Origin of the sequence: Actinoplanes sp. CA-030573, from assembly GCF_050951115.1 — a bacterium.
Taxonomy (GTDB): Bacteria; Actinomycetota; Actinomycetes; order Mycobacteriales; family Micromonosporaceae; genus Actinoplanes.
Genome location: NZ_CP192038.1, coordinates 2,475,184 through 2,490,859, shown reverse-complemented (window position 1 = coordinate 2,490,859; position 15,676 = coordinate 2,475,184). Strand labels below are relative to the sequence as shown.

General features: G+C 73.1%; 18 protein-coding genes and 1 pseudogene. 9 read left to right on the top strand and 10 right to left on the bottom strand.

The window, feature by feature from the left end:
• Positions 1-285: 285 nt before the first annotated feature.
• Positions 286-405, bottom strand: a pseudogene (locus ACQP2F_RS11600) (hypothetical protein); the annotation flags it as partial.
• 211 nt (positions 406-616) lie between these two features.
• Positions 617-1,486: a helix-turn-helix domain-containing protein gene (locus ACQP2F_RS11595; protein WP_433303288.1), complete on the bottom strand. Its 870-nt coding sequence runs from the start codon at positions 1,484-1,486 to the stop codon at positions 617-619.
• Between the two features lie 352 nt (positions 1,487-1,838).
• Between ACQP2F_RS11595 and ACQP2F_RS11590 the strand changes: the two genes are divergently transcribed.
• The 4 genes from ACQP2F_RS11590 to ACQP2F_RS11575 all read left to right on the top strand — a co-directional run bounded on the left by ACQP2F_RS11590 (position 1,839) and on the right by ACQP2F_RS11575 (position 4,920).
• On the top strand, positions 1,839-1,985 hold the full coding sequence (locus tag ACQP2F_RS11590) for a hypothetical protein (RefSeq protein WP_433303286.1): 147 nt from the start codon (positions 1,839-1,841) through the stop codon (positions 1,983-1,985).
• A 132-nt stretch (positions 1,986-2,117) separates the two neighbouring features.
• Entirely contained in the window at positions 2,118-2,948 is an 831-nt protein-coding gene (locus ACQP2F_RS11585; RefSeq protein WP_433303284.1) for an SDR family oxidoreductase, read from the top strand.
• 33 nt (positions 2,949-2,981) lie between these two features.
• Positions 2,982-3,815, top strand: coding sequence for an aldo/keto reductase (locus ACQP2F_RS11580; RefSeq protein ID WP_433303282.1), 834 nt, complete (start codon positions 2,982-2,984; stop codon positions 3,813-3,815).
• 55 nt (positions 3,816-3,870) lie between these two features.
• Complete coding sequence (locus ACQP2F_RS11575) at positions 3,871-4,920, top strand: threonine aldolase family protein (RefSeq protein ID WP_433303281.1); 1,050 nt, start codon at positions 3,871-3,873, stop codon at positions 4,918-4,920.
• Between the two features lie 3 nt (positions 4,921-4,923).
• Here the strand turns inward: ACQP2F_RS11575 and ACQP2F_RS11570 are convergent, their stop codons facing one another.
• A complete protein-coding gene (locus ACQP2F_RS11570) occupies positions 4,924-7,599 on the bottom strand; it encodes a tetratricopeptide repeat protein (protein ID WP_433303279.1) in 2,676 nt (891 codons plus the stop codon).
• A gap of 177 nt (positions 7,600-7,776) precedes the next feature.
• On the bottom strand, positions 7,777-8,463 hold the full coding sequence (locus ACQP2F_RS11565) for a hypothetical protein (RefSeq protein WP_433303277.1): 687 nt from the start codon (positions 8,461-8,463) through the stop codon (positions 7,777-7,779).
• 111 nt (positions 8,464-8,574) lie between these two features.
• On the opposite strand from ACQP2F_RS11565, the gene ACQP2F_RS11560 reads away from it, so the two are divergent.
• The 3 genes from ACQP2F_RS11560 (at position 8,575) to ACQP2F_RS11550 (ending at position 11,189) form a co-directional block, all read left to right on the top strand.
• Positions 8,575-9,699, top strand: a complete 1,125-nt coding sequence (locus ACQP2F_RS11560) for a sensor histidine kinase (RefSeq protein ID WP_433303275.1) — start codon at positions 8,575-8,577, stop codon at positions 9,697-9,699.
• A 29-nt stretch (positions 9,700-9,728) separates the two neighbouring features.
• Positions 9,729-10,340 carry a response regulator gene (locus ACQP2F_RS11555; protein ID WP_433307455.1) on the top strand — a complete coding sequence of 204 codons (612 nt, stop codon included), beginning with the start codon at positions 9,729-9,731 and terminating at the stop codon, positions 10,338-10,340.
• 129 nt (positions 10,341-10,469) lie between these two features.
• On the top strand, positions 10,470-11,189 hold the full coding sequence (locus ACQP2F_RS11550) for a hypothetical protein (protein WP_433303273.1): 720 nt from the start codon (positions 10,470-10,472) through the stop codon (positions 11,187-11,189).
• A gap of 22 nt (positions 11,190-11,211) precedes the next feature.
• On the opposite strand, the gene ACQP2F_RS11545 is transcribed toward ACQP2F_RS11550, so the two are convergent.
• The 4 genes from ACQP2F_RS11545 to ACQP2F_RS11530 are packed head-to-tail and all read right to left on the bottom strand — an operon-like array spanning position 11,212 to position 12,980.
• Positions 11,212-11,877, bottom strand: coding sequence for a response regulator (locus tag ACQP2F_RS11545; RefSeq protein ID WP_433303271.1), 666 nt, complete (start codon positions 11,875-11,877; stop codon positions 11,212-11,214).
• Positions 11,865-12,215 (bottom strand): sensor histidine kinase, encoded by a 351-nt coding sequence (locus ACQP2F_RS11540; protein ID WP_433303269.1) that lies wholly within the window; start codon positions 12,213-12,215, stop codon positions 11,865-11,867. The genes ACQP2F_RS11545 and ACQP2F_RS11540 overlap by 13 nt, the downstream gene beginning before the upstream one ends.
• Before the next feature lie 4 nt (positions 12,216-12,219).
• Entirely contained in the window at positions 12,220-12,438 is a 219-nt protein-coding gene (locus tag ACQP2F_RS11535) for a hypothetical protein (RefSeq protein ID WP_433303267.1), read from the bottom strand.
• Positions 12,405-12,980, bottom strand: a complete 576-nt coding sequence (locus tag ACQP2F_RS11530) for a hypothetical protein (RefSeq protein WP_433303265.1) — start codon at positions 12,978-12,980, stop codon at positions 12,405-12,407. Before ACQP2F_RS11530 ends, ACQP2F_RS11535 begins: the two co-directional genes overlap by 34 nt.
• Positions 12,981-13,013: 33 nt before the next feature.
• On the opposite strand from ACQP2F_RS11530, the gene ACQP2F_RS11525 reads away from it, so the two are divergent.
• On the top strand, positions 13,014-13,376 hold the full coding sequence (locus ACQP2F_RS11525) for a hypothetical protein (RefSeq protein WP_433303263.1): 363 nt from the start codon (positions 13,014-13,016) through the stop codon (positions 13,374-13,376).
• Here ACQP2F_RS11525 and ACQP2F_RS11520 read toward each other — a convergent pair.
• Positions 13,369-14,103, bottom strand: a complete 735-nt coding sequence (locus ACQP2F_RS11520) for an SDR family oxidoreductase (RefSeq protein ID WP_433303261.1) — start codon at positions 14,101-14,103, stop codon at positions 13,369-13,371. The two genes, ACQP2F_RS11525 and ACQP2F_RS11520, sit on opposite strands and share 8 nt — an antisense overlap.
• Before the next feature lie 106 nt (positions 14,104-14,209).
• On the opposite strand from ACQP2F_RS11520, the gene ACQP2F_RS11515 reads away from it, so the two are divergent.
• Positions 14,210-14,923 carry a TetR/AcrR family transcriptional regulator gene (locus ACQP2F_RS11515; RefSeq protein WP_433303259.1) on the top strand — a complete coding sequence of 238 codons (714 nt, stop codon included), beginning with the start codon at positions 14,210-14,212 and terminating at the stop codon, positions 14,921-14,923.
• 83 nt (positions 14,924-15,006) lie between these two features.
• On the opposite strand, the gene ACQP2F_RS11510 is transcribed toward ACQP2F_RS11515, so the two are convergent.
• Positions 15,007-15,267, bottom strand: a complete 261-nt coding sequence (locus tag ACQP2F_RS11510) for a hypothetical protein (RefSeq protein ID WP_433303257.1) — start codon at positions 15,265-15,267, stop codon at positions 15,007-15,009.
• Positions 15,268-15,676 lie beyond the last annotated feature (409 nt).

The following is a 15,676-nucleotide window of genomic DNA, read 5'->3' as shown; positions in this document are numbered from 1 at the left end:
CGGTGCCGTCACTGCGCGGTGTGGCCGGCGCCATCACCGCTCGGTGTGGCGGCCGGTCGAGGTGCTCAGCGACCCGACGAACACGGCGCCCTCACCGCGACGGCGGCGCCGACCAGCGCTGGGCGGCTGCCCGGAGGATCGCTCGGTCGACGGTCGGCCCGCCTGCGGGCCGGCCGTGATCGGGCCTCAGGCGTCGGCGGCGAGCAGGTGGTCGAAGTCGCCCTGCCGGACCCCGATCAGGAACTCGCGGAATTCGTCCGGCGTGTACTCGATCACGGGGCCGTCGGGGTGAACGGTGCTGCCGAACAGAATCTGACCATCGTGGGCGGCGACACGGATGCAGTTGCCCGTGGCACAGGATTTCGACTGGTACCAACGGACGCTCGCGGATGCAGACGGTCGCACTTGGACTCCACTTGGTCATGGGGCTCTCGCGGTTAATCTACCGCGAAGACGGACATTTCCCGGCGGTTTGCCGGAACTGTAGGGCGTTGCGCGACCTAACGGCCCGAGACCCGCGAAGGTCACGCCCGGATTCCGACGCGGCGTCCGTTCTACCGAGACCCGGTGGTGCCGCACAAGTAGGTAGCTCGAACTTGTGAATATCGAAAGCGGCCTACAGCGACGCGGTGACGCCGCGCAGAAAGGCGAGCGACGGGACCGGCGGCAGGGCGGCGGCCTGGAGCGCCGCGAAGGCCCGCTGGTGACGCTCCACGTCGGCCGGCTGGTCGTAGTACTCATTACCGCTCAACGTCTCTACGTAGACCACGGCGGGCACCTCGGCGGCCGGCAGCCCGAGCGCCGGGTTGTCGAAGTCAAGGATCACGAAACCGTTCAGCGTGCCGATATGCATGCCCGCCGAGAACGGAATTATCCGCAATTCCGCCGAGATCCTCTCGATCTGGTCGGCCATGTGCAGAAGCTGTTTCTGCATGACCGTCCGGCCGCCGACCGTGCGCCTCACCGCGGCCTCGTCGAGCACTATTCTGAGCTCCGGGTGACGCTCGCTCTCGAACGCGTGCTGCCGCGTCAGCCGCGCGTCTATCACCTTTTGTTTGCTGGCCTGCTCACCCGCGCCGTAAAACGTATCGACAATGGCGCGGATATAATCCGGAGTTTGCAGCAGACCGGGGATCAGCAATGGTTCGTACTCACTTATCGAGCGCGCCGCGCCCTCCATTCCGATGAGCACCTCGACGGCCGGATCGAGGTGCGACTTCTGCCACCAGGCGGTCTGCCGGCTCAGCTCGGCGAGCTCCATCAGCAGCGCCTGCGCATCGGTCGGAACGGCGTAGACGACGCAGAGATCGCGCACATCACGCAGCGTGGCGCGGCGCTGGCCGGTCTCGATGCGGCTTATCTGGGAGGGCGCCACCATCAGGCGCTGGGCGGCCTGGGTGACGCTCAGGCCGGCCTGGACGCGGTAGCCGCGCAGGGCGAGCCCGAGCTGCCGCCGGCGGACCAGCGGTCCCGGATCTCCGGGCACCTGACGCCTCCCCGGATGCGATTACCCAGCCATCGGCTATCACGCAGACTGCCACATGGCAATTGTTGTCCGCAAATGTATCTTGGCAAGGACCTCTTGGCAATTGCCAAGACGGCGTTGCACCATTTCCTTACACAGGGTCACGGGAAAAGAGATCACAAAGGGGGTGGGAGATCGACTCGACCGGGTTCGTCGGAACATCATTTCTCGCCGGGCCGGTGCGGCAACACCGGCCCAGCACGGCACCCTTCCTGCAATCGTCATGCCACCGGAGGGTCACCATGTCCGAAGCTACCACCATCGTCAATCGCGGACACGATCACGAATTGCCCGGCGGAACATTATGATCATCATGACGCCGGCCTCGTCGGTCATCAAGATTGCCATTGTCTGCGCCTTCATCGGTCTCGTCCTGGGCTGGCTGGTCGCCATGAACTCGCCGTTCTCCCCGGCGCCGGCGGCACCGCCGGCGACGCCTCCGGCCACCGCGCCGCGGTAGGCGGGGCCCGCCCGGCACCCACGGCGGCACCGCCCGGCCGCCCGGCGTGACGTCCCTCTCCGTTCCTCGCCTGCATCCCGGGGCATCTCCGGGGATAAGACTGAGGGTGACTACCGGAGAAAGGACGTACCGATGGCCAGGACCTGGTTCATCACCGGCACCTCCCGCGGCTTCGGCCGGGAATGGGCCGAAGCCGCGCTCGATCGGGGCGACCGCGTCGCCGCGACCGCGCGCGACGTCTCCTCGCTCGACGACCTCGCCGCCAGGTACGGCGACAGCGTGCTGACGCTGGCCCTCGACGTCACCGACCGGGAGGCCGTGCTGGACGCGCTGAAGGCGGCGCACGAGCGGTTCGGGCGGCTCGACGTGATCGTCAACAACGCCGGCTACGGTCAGTTCGGCATGATCGAGGAGATCAGCGAGGCCGAGGCCCGCGCGCAGTTCGAGACCAACCTGTTCGGGGCGCTGTGGGTCACCCAGGGCGCGCTGCCCTACCTGCGGGAGGCGGGCGGCGGCAACATCATCCAGGTGTCCTCGATCGGCGGCGTCTCCGCCTTCGCGAACATCGGCATCTACAACGCCTCGAAGTGGGCGCTGGAGGGCTTCAGCCAGGCCCTGGCGCAGGAGGTCGCCCTCTGGGGCATCCACGTCACCCTGGTCGAGCCCGGCGGCTTCAGCACGGACTGGGGCGGCTCCTCGGCCAAGCACGCGACGAAGCTCGAGGCGTACGAGAAGGTCCGTGAGATCGCGGCCGAGGCGCGCGGCAAGCGGGTCGCCAACCCGGGCGACCCGGTGGCCACCCGGAGCGCCATCCTGAAGATCGTGGATGCCGAGAAGCCGCCGCTGCGCGTGTTCTTCGGTGAGGCGCCGCTCGGCATCGCCACCGCCGACTACGAGTCCCGGCTCGCCGAGTGGCGCGAATGGCAGCCGGTGGCGATCGAGGCGCAGGGCGGCCGGGCGTAGGTTCGAGGCGAAGGCAGAGAGGGGAGCCGATACGTGAGCACTTCAACGATCGATCTCGGTGGCGATCTCACCGTCAACCGCCTCGGGTTCGGGGCGATGCGCATCACCGGGGACGGCATCTGGGGCGAGCCGAAGAGCCGGGACGAGGCCAAGGCGGTGCTGCGGCGCACGGTCGAGCTCGGGGTCAACTTCATCGACACCGCCGACTCGTACGGGCCGGAGGTCAGTGAGATCCTGATCGCCGAGGCCCTGCACCCGTACCCGGAAGATCTGGTCATCGCCACCAAGGGCGGGCTGGTCCGGCCGGGGCCGGGACAGTGGGTGCCGGACGGCCGGCCCGAGCACCTGCGCGAGGCGCTCGAGGGCAGCCTGCGCCGGCTGCGGCTGGAGCAGATCCCGCTCTACCAGTTCCATCGGCCCGACCCGAACGTGCCGCTGGAGGACTCGATCGGCGCGCTGGTCGAGCTCAAGGACCAGGGCAAGATCCGGCACATCGGCGTCTCCAACGTCACCGAGGAGCAGCTGCGCGCGGCCCAGCGGCTGACGCCGATCGTCTCGGTGCAGAACCGGTACAACGTCGACGACCGCCGGTCCGAGTCGCTGGTCGACCTGTGCGAGCAGGAGGGCCTGGCGTTCCTGCCGTGGGCGCCGATCCAGGGCCTGGAGGAGAACGCCGCGGTGCGGCAGGCGGCCGGGACGCACGGCGTGACGCCGCACCAGATCGTGCTGGCCTGGCTGCTCGCGCGCTCGCCGTCGATCCTGCCGATCCCGGGCACCGGCTCGGTCGGCCACCTGGAGGAGAACGTGGCGGCGGGGAGCGTCCGGCTCAGCCCGGCCGAGGTGGCGGCGATCAGCGGCCTCGTCTGACGAGCGGCCTGGCGGAAGAGGTGAGGGCGGCGCGGCCCCGAGGGACACTGGCGGCATGATCACGCATGACGCCGGCGCCCGGGGGTTCGGCAGCGACAACAACTCCGGCATTCATCCCGAGGTGCTCGCCGCGCTCGCCGACGCCAACGGCGGCCATCAGGCCGGGTACGGCGCCGACGCCTACACGGCCCGGCTGCAGGAGGTCTTCCGCTCGCACTTCGGCGACCGGGCCACGGCGTACCCGGTCTTCAACGGCACCGGCGCCAACGTGGTGGCCCTGCAGGCCGCCTGCGACCGCTGGGGCGCGGTCGTCTGCGCGGAGTCGGCGCACGCCCACGTGGACGAGGGTGGGGCCCCGGAGAAGACGGCCGGCCTCAAGCTGCTGCCGGTCCCGGCCGTGCACGGCAAGCTGACGGTCGAGGGCATCGCCCGCGAGGCCCGCGGCTTCGACGACGAGCACCGGGCCCAGCCGCAGGTGGTGTCGCTGACCCAGGCGACCGAGCTGGGCACGGTCTACCGCCCGGAGGAGATCCGGGCGATCGCCGACTTCGCCCACGCCCGCGACATGCGCGTCCACCTCGACGGCGCCCGCCTGGCCAACGCGGCCGCCCATCTCGGGCTGCCGTTGCGGGCGTTCACCACCGACGTGGGCGTCGACCTGGTCTCCTTCGGCGGCACGAAGAACGGTCTGCTGCTGGGCGAGGCGGTGGTGGTGCTCGACCCGGCGCTGAACCGCGGCCTGGACCGCCTGCGGAAGAGCTCGATGCAGCTGGCCTCGAAGATGCGCTTCCTCTCCGCCCAGCTGATCGCACTGCTGTCCGGCGACCTGTGGCTGCGCGGCGCCCGGCACGCCAACGCGTTGGCCGCGCTGCTGCACGAGCGGGTACGGGATTTGCCCGGCCTGCGGGTGAGCCATCCGGTCGAGGCCAACGCCGTCTTCGTCACGCTCCCGGCGGCGGCGCTGGCCGAACTGCACGAGAAGTTCTTCTTCTACGACTGGGACGGGGCGGCGGGCGAGGCGCGCTGGATGACCTCGTTCGACACCACGCCCGACGACGTCGACCGCCTGGCCGAGGCGGCCCGCGCGGCGCTCGGCGCCCGCTGACGGTCAGCGATCCGCAAGCGAGGTACGCGTCCAGGCGTCGAGGTCGTCGCGCGTCTCCCGGGTCATCGGATGGTCGCTCCCGCGGACGCGCTCGAAGGCCGGCAGCAGCGCGGCGAACTGATCGCGGGCCGCCTCGGGATCGCCGGCCCGGCCGGTCCACCCGGCGAGGTCGTACCGGATGCCGAGGGTGTCCGGGTGATCGGCGCCCTGGGTGCGCTGGCAGACGGGTAGCAGCTCGGCGAGCAGGTCGCGGGCCAGTGCCGGGTCGCCCGCCGCGCCCGTCCACCGGGCGAGCTCCTTGCGGAGGGTGAGAGTGTCGGGATGGGTCGCGCCGTGGACGCGTACGCGGATCGGCAGCAGGGCGGCGAACAGGTCGCGCGCGGTCGCCGGATCGCCCGCCTCGCCGGTCCACCGGGCGAGGTTGTGCCGGGTATTGAGGCTGTCGGGGTGCTCGGCGCCCTGGACACGTACGCGTACGGGCAGCAGCTCGGCGAACAGGTCGCGCGCGGTCACCGGGTCACCGGCTATGCCCGTCCAATAGGCGAGGTCGTGCCGGATGTTCACGGTGTCCGGGTGTTCGGCACCCTGGACCTCGATCGCGATCGGCAACAGCTCCGCGCAGATGTCACGGGACCCGGCCCAGTCGCCGGTCGCGTCGCCCCAGCGGGAGAGCTGGTGCTTGACGATCAGCGTGTTCGGGTGCCGCGGCCCGTCGATGCGCTCCCGCAACGCCACGAGGCCGGCGCACAGCGCGGCGGCCCGGACGGGATCGCCGGCCTCGCCCACCCAGTAGGCGTACTCGAAATGTCCCTCCAGAGTGTCCGGATGCTCGGACCCGCGTATCCGCTCGAGCACAGGCAGCAACGCCGCGAACAGGTCGCGAGCGGTTGCCGGATCGCCGGCGTCCCCGGTCCAGCGGGCGAGGTTGCTGCGGATGCTCAGGGTGACCGGCGATTCCGGGCCGCAGGACGCCTCGGCGTCCGGCAGGATGGCGGCGCTCAGGTCGCGCGCCGCCGCCGGGTCGCCCGCCTCTCCGGTCCAGCGGGCCAGGTCGCATCGCTCCTCCAGGCAACTCGACCGAGCCCGTTCGGCCACCGGCAGCAGGGCGGTGAGCACGGTGCGTGCCGCCTTGTGCAGGCCCGCTGTGCCCAGGTAGGTGGCCGTCCGCCGGGCCAGCCCGGCGATCAGCCCGCAGCTGTCGTCGTCGGCGTCGCCGGCCGCGGCCAGCAACTGCACGACGTGCGGGGTGAGCGACTGCCAGGCGCGCCGGTTCGCGGGGTCCGACGGGTCGCCGCCGGCGGCGTGGTCCAGCAGGCGGGCCGCGAGCGCGAGATGGGCCGGCACCTGCCCGGAGTCGCGCAGGTGGTGGCGTTCCGCGTCCCGGATCAGCGGATGGATCCGGATCGCGCCCGATTCGACGGTGAGCAGGCCGACGCCGTCGAGTGCCTGCACGAGCAGGGCCAGCCGGGTGGCGTCGGCCCCGGCCAGCAGCCGCGAGCCGGCGAGCACGGCCGGGTCGATCAGGGCGGTGGGTATCGGCACGTCGGCGAGGAGGGCGAGCAGCCGCAGCACCGTGCGCGCCTCGGGCAGGCCGCGACTGTCGAGCAGGTCGAGCGACAGCTCCCAGGTGCGGTCGAGCGCCGCCACGCTCCGATGCCCGTCGAGCGCCGCACGGTAGGCGGCGAACGTCGCCGGGGCGCCGGCGATGCCGGTGCGCCGCGCCTGGCTGATGGTCTGGCCGGCGATGGCGAGAGCCAGCGGCAGGCCGCCGAGGCGGTCGGCAAGAGCGGCCGCCTCGGCCGTGTCGCCGGCGTCGCTCGCGTGGTCGAGCAGCACCGACGCGCCCTCGGCCGGGGTCAGCATCCCCACCGGGTGCAATCGGTACCAGCTGCCGGGTCGGGAGCCGGCGGGCCAGGTGGCCGCGTCGCCGTCCCGGGTGGTGACGAGCAGCAGCCCGCGCCGCCGCGCCGGTGGGCGGATCCAGCCGCGCCCGGCGGTCACGGCCTCGCCCCCGGCCACGAGCAGGCGCAGGTCGTCGGCGTTGTCGATGACCAGCAGCCACCGCCCGGGCAGCTCGTCCAGCAGCCGCCACACGAGGTCGGGAGCGCTGCCCGCCTCGGACCAGGCATGCCGGACGGCGGAGTCGGAGGCGCCGAGGTCGGCCGCCAGCTGGCGCATGCCGGCATGCAACTGCGCGGTGCCGGCGGCCGACACCCACCAGACCCGGACCCCGGCGCGCCCGAGGCGCCGCGCGACCAGCTGAGCCACGGTGGTCTTCCCGGCGCCGCCCATGCCGTGCAGGACGTGGACGCGCGGCCCGCGCCGACCGGCCAGCTCGGTCACCAAGCGGTCCCGGCCGAGGATGCCGGCCCCGGAGAGCTCCGGCGGCCGCAGCGACCACATGCCGGCCCGGCGGGACGCGGGAACCGCCCGAGCCATCGGGGTGGCGCCGGCGGAAGCGCCCGCGCGGCGGTGCTGCAGCGCCGCCAGCACCATCAGGAGCACGGTGACCGTGCCGACGACCGACCAGATCACCACCGGGTCCTGCACCCAGCGCCATCCGGGCAGCAGGCCGGTGCCGATGTTGGTCGCCGCCCCCAGCGCGACGGTGAGCAGGACCGCCACCATCGTGCCGGTCGATCCGCCGCGTGACCGCCGCCCCCACGGCCCTGCTGCCACGTCGCCCCTCCGCGTGCTCCGGTTCGAGAACTGACGAAAACCCGCAAGACTTTACGGGCGGCCAGGGGCAGCGGTCGATGTTCGATCACGGAGAGTCAGAAGTTGGCACAAACCGCGATCATGTGTCCCCCTGCCGGACGCCGCGCCCGGTGATGGGCGCGGCGTCTCGGGCGGGCATCAGGCGCCGGCCGGCCGGCGAGTGCGGTTGACGGCGCGCAGGCCGAGGACCGCGAGCGGAGCGAACAGCGCCGTGAAGACCAGGCCGTAGGCCACGGTGAGGCTGACCGGGACGGTGAACATGCCGACCAGCGCGACCCCGTACACCGCGGGCGCCCACCAGCCGAGCACGCCCGAGCGGGCCAGGCCGATGTAGAGCAGCAGCAGGCCCAGGAAGCCGATCATGCCGGTGTCACGCCACGGGGAGAGCAGGGTCTGGGCGTCGACGGTGTCGGAGATGCGGACGGCCACGTCGAGCGGGACGGTCTGGCCGATCACCATGCGCCACCAGTCGTCCTTCACGGCGCCGGAGATGTTCAGCATGGTCAGGACGGCGGCGAGCATGCCGGCCAGGGTCAGCAGGCGGCCGCGGACACCGCGGACCAGCAGCGGCGCGACGATCAGGCCGAGCGCCATCGTCATGTTCGAGTAGTGCAGGAACAGCGCCGAGATCTGGGTCAGGTCGCTGTCGCGGGCGAGGGATTCGACGTACGCCTCGGTGGTGTCCGCCGTTTGCTCCGGCGCGGTGAGCATGCCGGCGAAGGTGAGGATCGGCCCGGCGATGAGCAGGCCGCCCGCGATGCGGTAGAGGATGGTGGTGGTCGGGACGAAGGTCTTCGCCGGAGCGGCGGTGGTCGTGATGTCCATGGCCGCAACCCTGCCGACCGGACCCACCCGCCGGCGTCCGCCGAGACGCACCGACCGGGTCCGTCGAAAGGCGGACTCGCCGGCCGCCGCGCCCACCTTACGATTCCCGGCATGAAGCGATCCGCGCGCGTGATTCCCCTGGTCCTGGGCCCGCTGGTGGGTGTGCTCGCGATCGCGGAGGCGCACCTGGACGCCGAGTTCGCCCGGCACGCGAGCGCGATCTGGGGTCCCGGCCTGCTGCTCGGCACGGGCATCGCGCTGGCCACCTGGCTGCCGCTGGCCGGCACCCTCGCCGCGGTCGCCTGTTTCCCGCTCGGCCTGCTGGTGGGCGCCCCGGACATCGGCGGCGCCGGCCTGATCGGGCTGATCGGCGTGGTCGCCTGGTCGGCCTGGCGGCTGCCGGCGCGCCGCGCCCTGCTCGCGCTCGGCGTCGCCATCGCGGCCGGCGTCGTCACCTCGCTGCTGGCCGGGCAGACGGTCTGGGAGGCGATCTTCCAGCCCGCCATCCTGCTGCCGGGCTGGCTGCTGGGCCGGCTGAGCCGTACCAACGCCGAGCGCGCGGCCGAGCTCACCCGCCTCGCCGCCGCCCTCGACGCCGAGCGTGAGCGCAGCGAGCACGCGGCCGTCGTCTCCGAGCGCACCCGGATCGCCCGCGAGGTGCACGACGCCGTCGCCCACTCGGTGAGCGTCATGACCCTCCAGCTCGGCGGGCTGCGCCGGCAGCTCACCGACCCGGTGCACCGCGACGTCGTGCTCGGCCTCGAACGCCTGGGCCGCCGGTCGGTCGAGGAGATGCGCGGCCTGGTCGGCATCCTGCGTGACGCCGGCGCCGCCGGGCCGCCCGCGCCGGAGCCGTCGCTGGCCCGCGCGAGCGAGCTGGTCGCCGACGTCGCCGCGGCCGGCCTGCCGGTGCACCTGGAGGTGGACGGCGACCGGGGCGAGGTGCCGCGGCTGCTCGACGCCTCGGCGTACCGGGTGCTGCAGGAGGCGCTGACCAACGTGCTGCGGCACGCCGGACCGGCGCCGACCCGGGTGACGATCAGGTACGAGCCGTCCCGGGTGTCGGTCTCGGTCGTGAACGGGGCGGGCAACGCGGCGCCGCCGGCCACCGGCGGCCACGGGCTGGTCGGCATGCGGGAACGGGTCTCGCTGTTCCGCGGCACGCTGCGCGCCGGCCCGGAACCGGACGGCGGCTTCGCGGTGCGGGCCACCTTTCCCACCGGGGCGGCGGCGTGATCCGGGTGGCCCTCGTCGACGACGAGGCGATGATCCGGGTGGGCCTGCGCATGGTGCTCAGCGGCGAGGACGACATCGAGGTGGTCGGCGAGGCCGCCGACGGTGACCAGGCGGCCGACCTGGTCGCCCGGGTGAGGCCCGACGTCGTGCTGATGGACGTACGGATGGCCCGCGTCGACGGCCTCACCGCGGCCGCCCGCATCTGCGCCGACCATCCGGACAGCAAGGTCATCGTGCTGACCACCTTCGACGAGGACGAATACGTCGCCGCGGCGCTGCGGGCCGGCGTCAGCGGCTTCCTGCTCAAGGTCGCCCCGCCCGAGCAGCTCATCGAGGCCGTCCGCACGGTCGCGGCCGGCCAGGGCCTGCTCGACCCGGCGGTCACGCTGCGGGTGATCGCCGCCTTCGCCGGCCGCCCGCCGGAGGCGCCCGACCGGGAGATCCTGGACCGGCTCACCCCCCGCGAGCTCGACGTGCTGCGGCTGCTGGCCGAGGGTCTCACCAACGCCGAGATCGCCGCCCGCATCTATCTGGGCGAGGCGACGGTGAAGACCCACCTCTCCCGGGTGCTGATGAAGCTGGGCCTGCGCACCCGGGTCCAGGCCGTGGTCTTCGCCTACCGCAACGGCGTCGTGGGCTGATCGACAGCGGGTTTGTTCCGGTACGCTTAGGTGGCCGCAAGGTTAACGAAGGGTGTACGGGGGTATGCGGGCTCGCGACCTCGCCCCATGCAAGCGTCCAGGGGCGCCAGGAAGCGAAAGGTACGTGCCGTGACGACGGGATTCTGGCAGCGTGACCCGCTGCGGTCGATGGCCGGTCAGGTTCCGAACGTCGAGCTCAAGGTGGTCGTGCCCGAGCAGGGCGGCCGGTCGCTGGGCATCGACACGAACCGCAAGCCGAACCGCCGGGTCTACTTCCTCGACACCCCTGACCTCGCCCTTTACCGGCACGGCGTGATCGTCCGCTTTCGCGACCGGGAGGGCCGCGACGACGCGGTGGTCAAGCTGCGCCCGGTCGTGCCGGGCCGGGTGCCGGGCTGGCTGCGCGACGCCGACACCTTCCACATGGAGATCGACGCGCTCCCCGGCAGGGCGGTCTGCTCGGGCGCCCTCAAGAAGCGCCTGGGCCGCAACGACGTGGCCCGCACGCTGGCCGCCGGCCGCCCGCTGACCAAGCTGCTCTCGTCCCGCCAGCGCCGGCTGCTGGCCAAGTACGCCCCGGCGTCGGTGGGCCCGGAGGACCTGGTCGTCTACGGCCCGATCGACGTGCGCTGCCTCAACGTGAAACTGCGCGGCCTCGACCGGGGACTGACCGCCGAGCGGTGGCGCTACCCGGACGGGTCGCGCCTGCTCGAGCTGTCCACCCGCTGCCGGGTCGGTGAGGCGGCGGCGGTGGCCAAGCGCGTCTCGACGGCGCTGCGCGCCTACGGGGTGACCCCGGCCGACCTGCAGCGCACCAAGACCGAGATGGCCCTCCAGGCGGCCGGCTGAGGACAGCGCGCCGGCCGCTTTCTCAGACCTCGCCGGCGTCGTGCACCAGCAGGGCCAGTTGCACGCGATTCTCCAGGCCCAGCTTGGTGAGCAGCCGGGAGACGTGGGCCTTCACCGTCGGCACGCTCATTCCCAGTTCCGCGCCGATCTGGGCGTTCGAGAGGCCGCGCGCGACGGTCCTGGCCACCTCGCGCTCGCGGCCGGTCGCACGGGACAGCAGGGTCTCGGCGGCCGCGCGGCGGTCGTGGATGACCGGGTCGGCGACCCGCTCGATCAGGCGGCGGGTCACCGCCGGGCTCAGGATCGGCTCGCCGGCGGCGACCCGGCGGACGGCCTCGACCAGCTCGCGCGGCGGGGCGTCCTTGAGCAGATAGCCGCTGGCCCCGGCGCGGAGGGCGCGCAGCACGTAGGCGTCGGCGTGAAAGGTGGTGAGCATGACGACGTACGGCCGGCGCCGTCGCGCGCAGAGCCGTTCGGCCGCCGCCAGCCCGTCGACCCGAGGCATGCGGACGTCGAGCAGGACGACGTCGGGGTGATGGGCGTCGACCATTTCGGGAACGTCGGCGCCGTCCGCGCCCTCGGCGACGATCTCGAGGTCGGGGGCGCTCGCCAACAAAAGGCGCAATCCCTTGCGTACGAGCGGATCGTCGTCCACCACCGCGACCCGCACCGGCCTCAGGCCAGCCACGGCAGCCGCACCTCCAGCCGGAACCGGCCCCGGCTCGTGCCGTGGGTGAGACGCCCGCCGGCCAGCTCCACCCGCTCGGCCACGCCGATCAGGCCGAGCCCGCTGCCCGGCATCGCCGTCGCCGCGCCGGAGACCGGGTTGCTCACCTCGATGCGCAGCCCGTCGCCGGGCCCGCCGTCCAGCACCAGCTCGACCGCCCGGCCCGGCGCGTGCTTGCGGGCGTTGGTCAGCGCCTCCTGCACCACCCGGTAGGCGATGCGCCCGGTCGGTGGCGGCGCCGTGCCGGCGATCCGGTCGTCGAAGCGGACGTCGCTGCCGCAGCGCCGGGCGTCGGCCACCAGCTCACGGACCTCGCCCAGCCCCGGCTGCGGCGGCTCCGGCGCGCGGCCGGCGTCGGCCCGCAGGACGCCGATGACCGCGCGCAGCTCGTCGAGGGCCTCGTGCGCGCCGTGCTGGATGACGCCGGCCGCCTCGTGCAGGTCGGGCGAGGTCGGGGTGCAGCTCGAGGGCGCCGGCCTGCAGGCTGATCATGGACAGTCGGTGGGCGAGCACGTCGTGCATCTCGCGGGCGACCGGTCGCGCTCGTCGCGGCGGGCCCGGGCAACGCGGGCCGCCTGCTCGGCCTCGGCCCGGGTGGCGCGCCGGTCGAGCTGCCGGATCAGCGCCTGCCGCTCCCGGGCGTAGAGGCCCCAGCCCAGCGCCGCGACGGCGAGCACGCCGCGGACCACGACGTCGGTCCAGACCGGAAGGCGGGGCTCGCGCTGGAACAGCAGATAGATCGGGGTGGTGGCGAGGTAGAGGGCGGCGAACCCGGCGGCGACCGCGAGCCGGCGGCGCAGGGCCAGCCCGAAGACGGCGGCGAGGACGGCGCCGGTGGCCATGACGGAGACGGCGCTGAGCGGCACGACCGCGGCGGCCAGGCCGACCGGCCACCGGCGCCGCAGCGGCAGCGCGAGGCAGGCGAGCACGCCGAGCGCCACGTCGACCGGCAGCGGGATCAGGCCCGGCACCGGTCCGGTGGGATCGCCCACGGCGACCAGGATCGCGCCGCCGATCAGCGCGGCCACGACCGCGAAGACGTCACCGAGCCGACGGCGGATCACCCCGTCAGGCTAGACCGGACCGGCTCGCGCTTCGTGACCGCGATCGGCGTCGCCGTCGCGTCCGCGCTGATCGGCGTGGCGATCGCTCGGTCGCCGGGATCCTTCGTCGCCGGGGCCGTCCTGGTGCAGGTGATCGCCCAACTGGTCGGCACCGGCAGCGGGCTGCTGATCCGGCGGCGGTGGGTGGCGATGGCGGCCACCATCGTGGTGCCGATGACGGTGACGGCCGTGCTCACGGTGGTCGCGCCCGATCTGGTGCGGTGGCTCACCCCGTACGGGAACGCGAAGTCCTTGCTGGCCGACCCGCCGGGCTTCGTGGGTCTCGCCGTGGTGGTTCCCCTGTGGTGCGTCCTGCCGAACGTGCTCGGGCTGCGGCGCCGGCGCGTGCTCAGATGATGCCGCCGTTGGCCCGGATGACCTGGCCGTTGACCCAGTGCCCCGACGGGCCGGCCAGGAACGCGACCACCTCGGCGATGTCCGCGGGCCGGCCGAGGCGCTCGAGCGGGGGCAGCTTGGCCAGGTGGTCGATGGTGGCCTGGTCCTTGCCGTCGAGGAAAAGATCGGTCGCGGTCGGGCCGGGCGCGACCGCGTTGACCGTGACGTCGCGCCCGCGCAGCTCGCGGGCCAGCACCAGGGTCATCGCCTCGACCGCGCCCTTGCTCGCCGCGTAGGGCGCGTAGGTCGGGCTCTGGATGCCGACCTGAGAGGTGGAGAGGGTGACGAACGAGCCGCCGGGGCGCAGCCGGCGGGCGGCCTCGCGGGCCACCACGAACGAGCCGCGGATGTTCACCCGGTGCATCCGGTCGAGGTCGTCGAGGTCGAGCTCCGCGATGGTGGACAGGATCATCACGCCGGCCGAGTTCACCACCACGTCGACGCCGCCGTAGGCCTGCTCGGCCCGGTCGAACATGGCGGCCACCGCCTTCTCGTCGGCGACGTCGGCGCCGTACGCGACGGCCTGCCCGCCGGCCGCGGTGATCTCCCCGACCACCTCGGCCGCGCTCGCCTCGTTGCCGCTGTAGCCGACGACCACGGCCGCGCCGGTCGCGGCCAGCTTCGTGGCGATCGCCCGGCCGATGCCCCGAGAGGCGCCGGTGACGATGGCAACCCGCTGCTGTGTCATGGGGAACGCTCCTTCGTAGCACTGTTATCGCCACATGGATTCGGTGATACGCCGACAGTAGCACGCGTCGCTAGCGTTGATACAACGCTGGCGTATCATTGATTTCATGAGCACGATCACGCCCGACGTCCGGTCCGCCATGCTCGCCGCGGCCGAGCGTCTTCTCGCCGACTCCCCCGACCGCGACATCGCCACCCGCGCCGTCTGCGAGGCGGTCGGGGTCACCCAGCCGGTGCTCTACCGGTTGTTCGGCGACAAGAACGGGCTGCTCGACGCCCTGGCCGACGACGGGCTGCGCCGCTACGCCGAGCACAAGGGCCGGCAGCCGCAGACCGGCGACCCGGTGGCCGACCTGCGGGCCGGCTGGGACGACCACATGGAGTTCGCCCGGCGGAACCCGGCCCTCTACCACCTGATGTTCGCGCCGCGCCCGCGCTCGCACGCCCAAGCCCGGCGCCAGATCATGGACCTGCTCGAGGCGGCGCTGCTGCGCTGCTCGGCGATCGGCGCGCTGCGGGTGTCACCGTCGGTCGCGGCCCAGATCATCTTGCCGGCCAACGTCGGTCTCGCGCTCAGCCTGATCGCCCAGCCTTCGCTGTTCGCCGATCCGGACCTGTCGGTGCGCATGCGCGAGGCCGTCTTCGGCGCGGTGCTGACCGAGCCGGCGGCTCCCGAGGAGGGCGACCCGGTGCCGGCCGCCGCCCTGCGGCTGCGTTCCCAGCTGGCGGTGTCCGGCACCTCGGCGCTGGAGCCGGCGGAGACGGCGCTGCTGGACCGGTGGCTCGAGCGGCTGGCATCTCGCGGCTCCGTGGGCCGCTGAGACGTCTCCGCCACGTCTGCCGATCCGGTCATACGCCGGCTTCCCGGCGCCGTCGCCGCGCTCATCGTCGCCGCTACGGCGGCCTATTCGTCCGGGCGGACCATGTCGGTGTCGCCGGACACCGACCGTACGTCGTATCCGGCGCCGCGTGGGACCCGCCCGCTCGGCCGGTCCGCCACCGGGTCGTCGCCGGCGGGCGCCGCGTCCTCCGCGATCTCCTCGTCGCGGACCTCTCTGGTCGTCCCCGGCTGCACCGACTCACCGGGCGGCCGCAGCGACGCGGCGTAGGCCGGCGTGCCATCCGGCTCGTCGGTGGGTGAGCGGTCGGCTCGTTGATCGGTCATGGTGTCCGGCTTCCCCGAGCGGCCGTCGCGAAACTGTTCGGTTCAAACGGATTGCCGAGGTCGACGACGACCCGGTGCGGCGGGCGCGGTCCCGGCCCGTCCGGGGCGAGCGGCTGGTCGAGATCGAGATCGCCAAGAACCTGTCCCGGCGTGAGTTCCTCGGCCTGACGGCCGGAGCGGCCGGGACCGCGGCCCTGGCCGCCTGCGGCAGTTCGGGACCGACTGGAGGCCGCGCGCACCAAGGGCTACGGCTTCGCCGAACTGCAGCGGCCGGCGATGAAACACCTGCTCGCCGTGCGCTGACCACGCCCGCGACCCGGCCGACGGGGCGGGGAAGCTGACTGGTCTACCGGTCGGCGCCCGCGGTGCGGCGCTCGTGCTCGGCGGCCAGGATCAGGTAGCTCGCGGC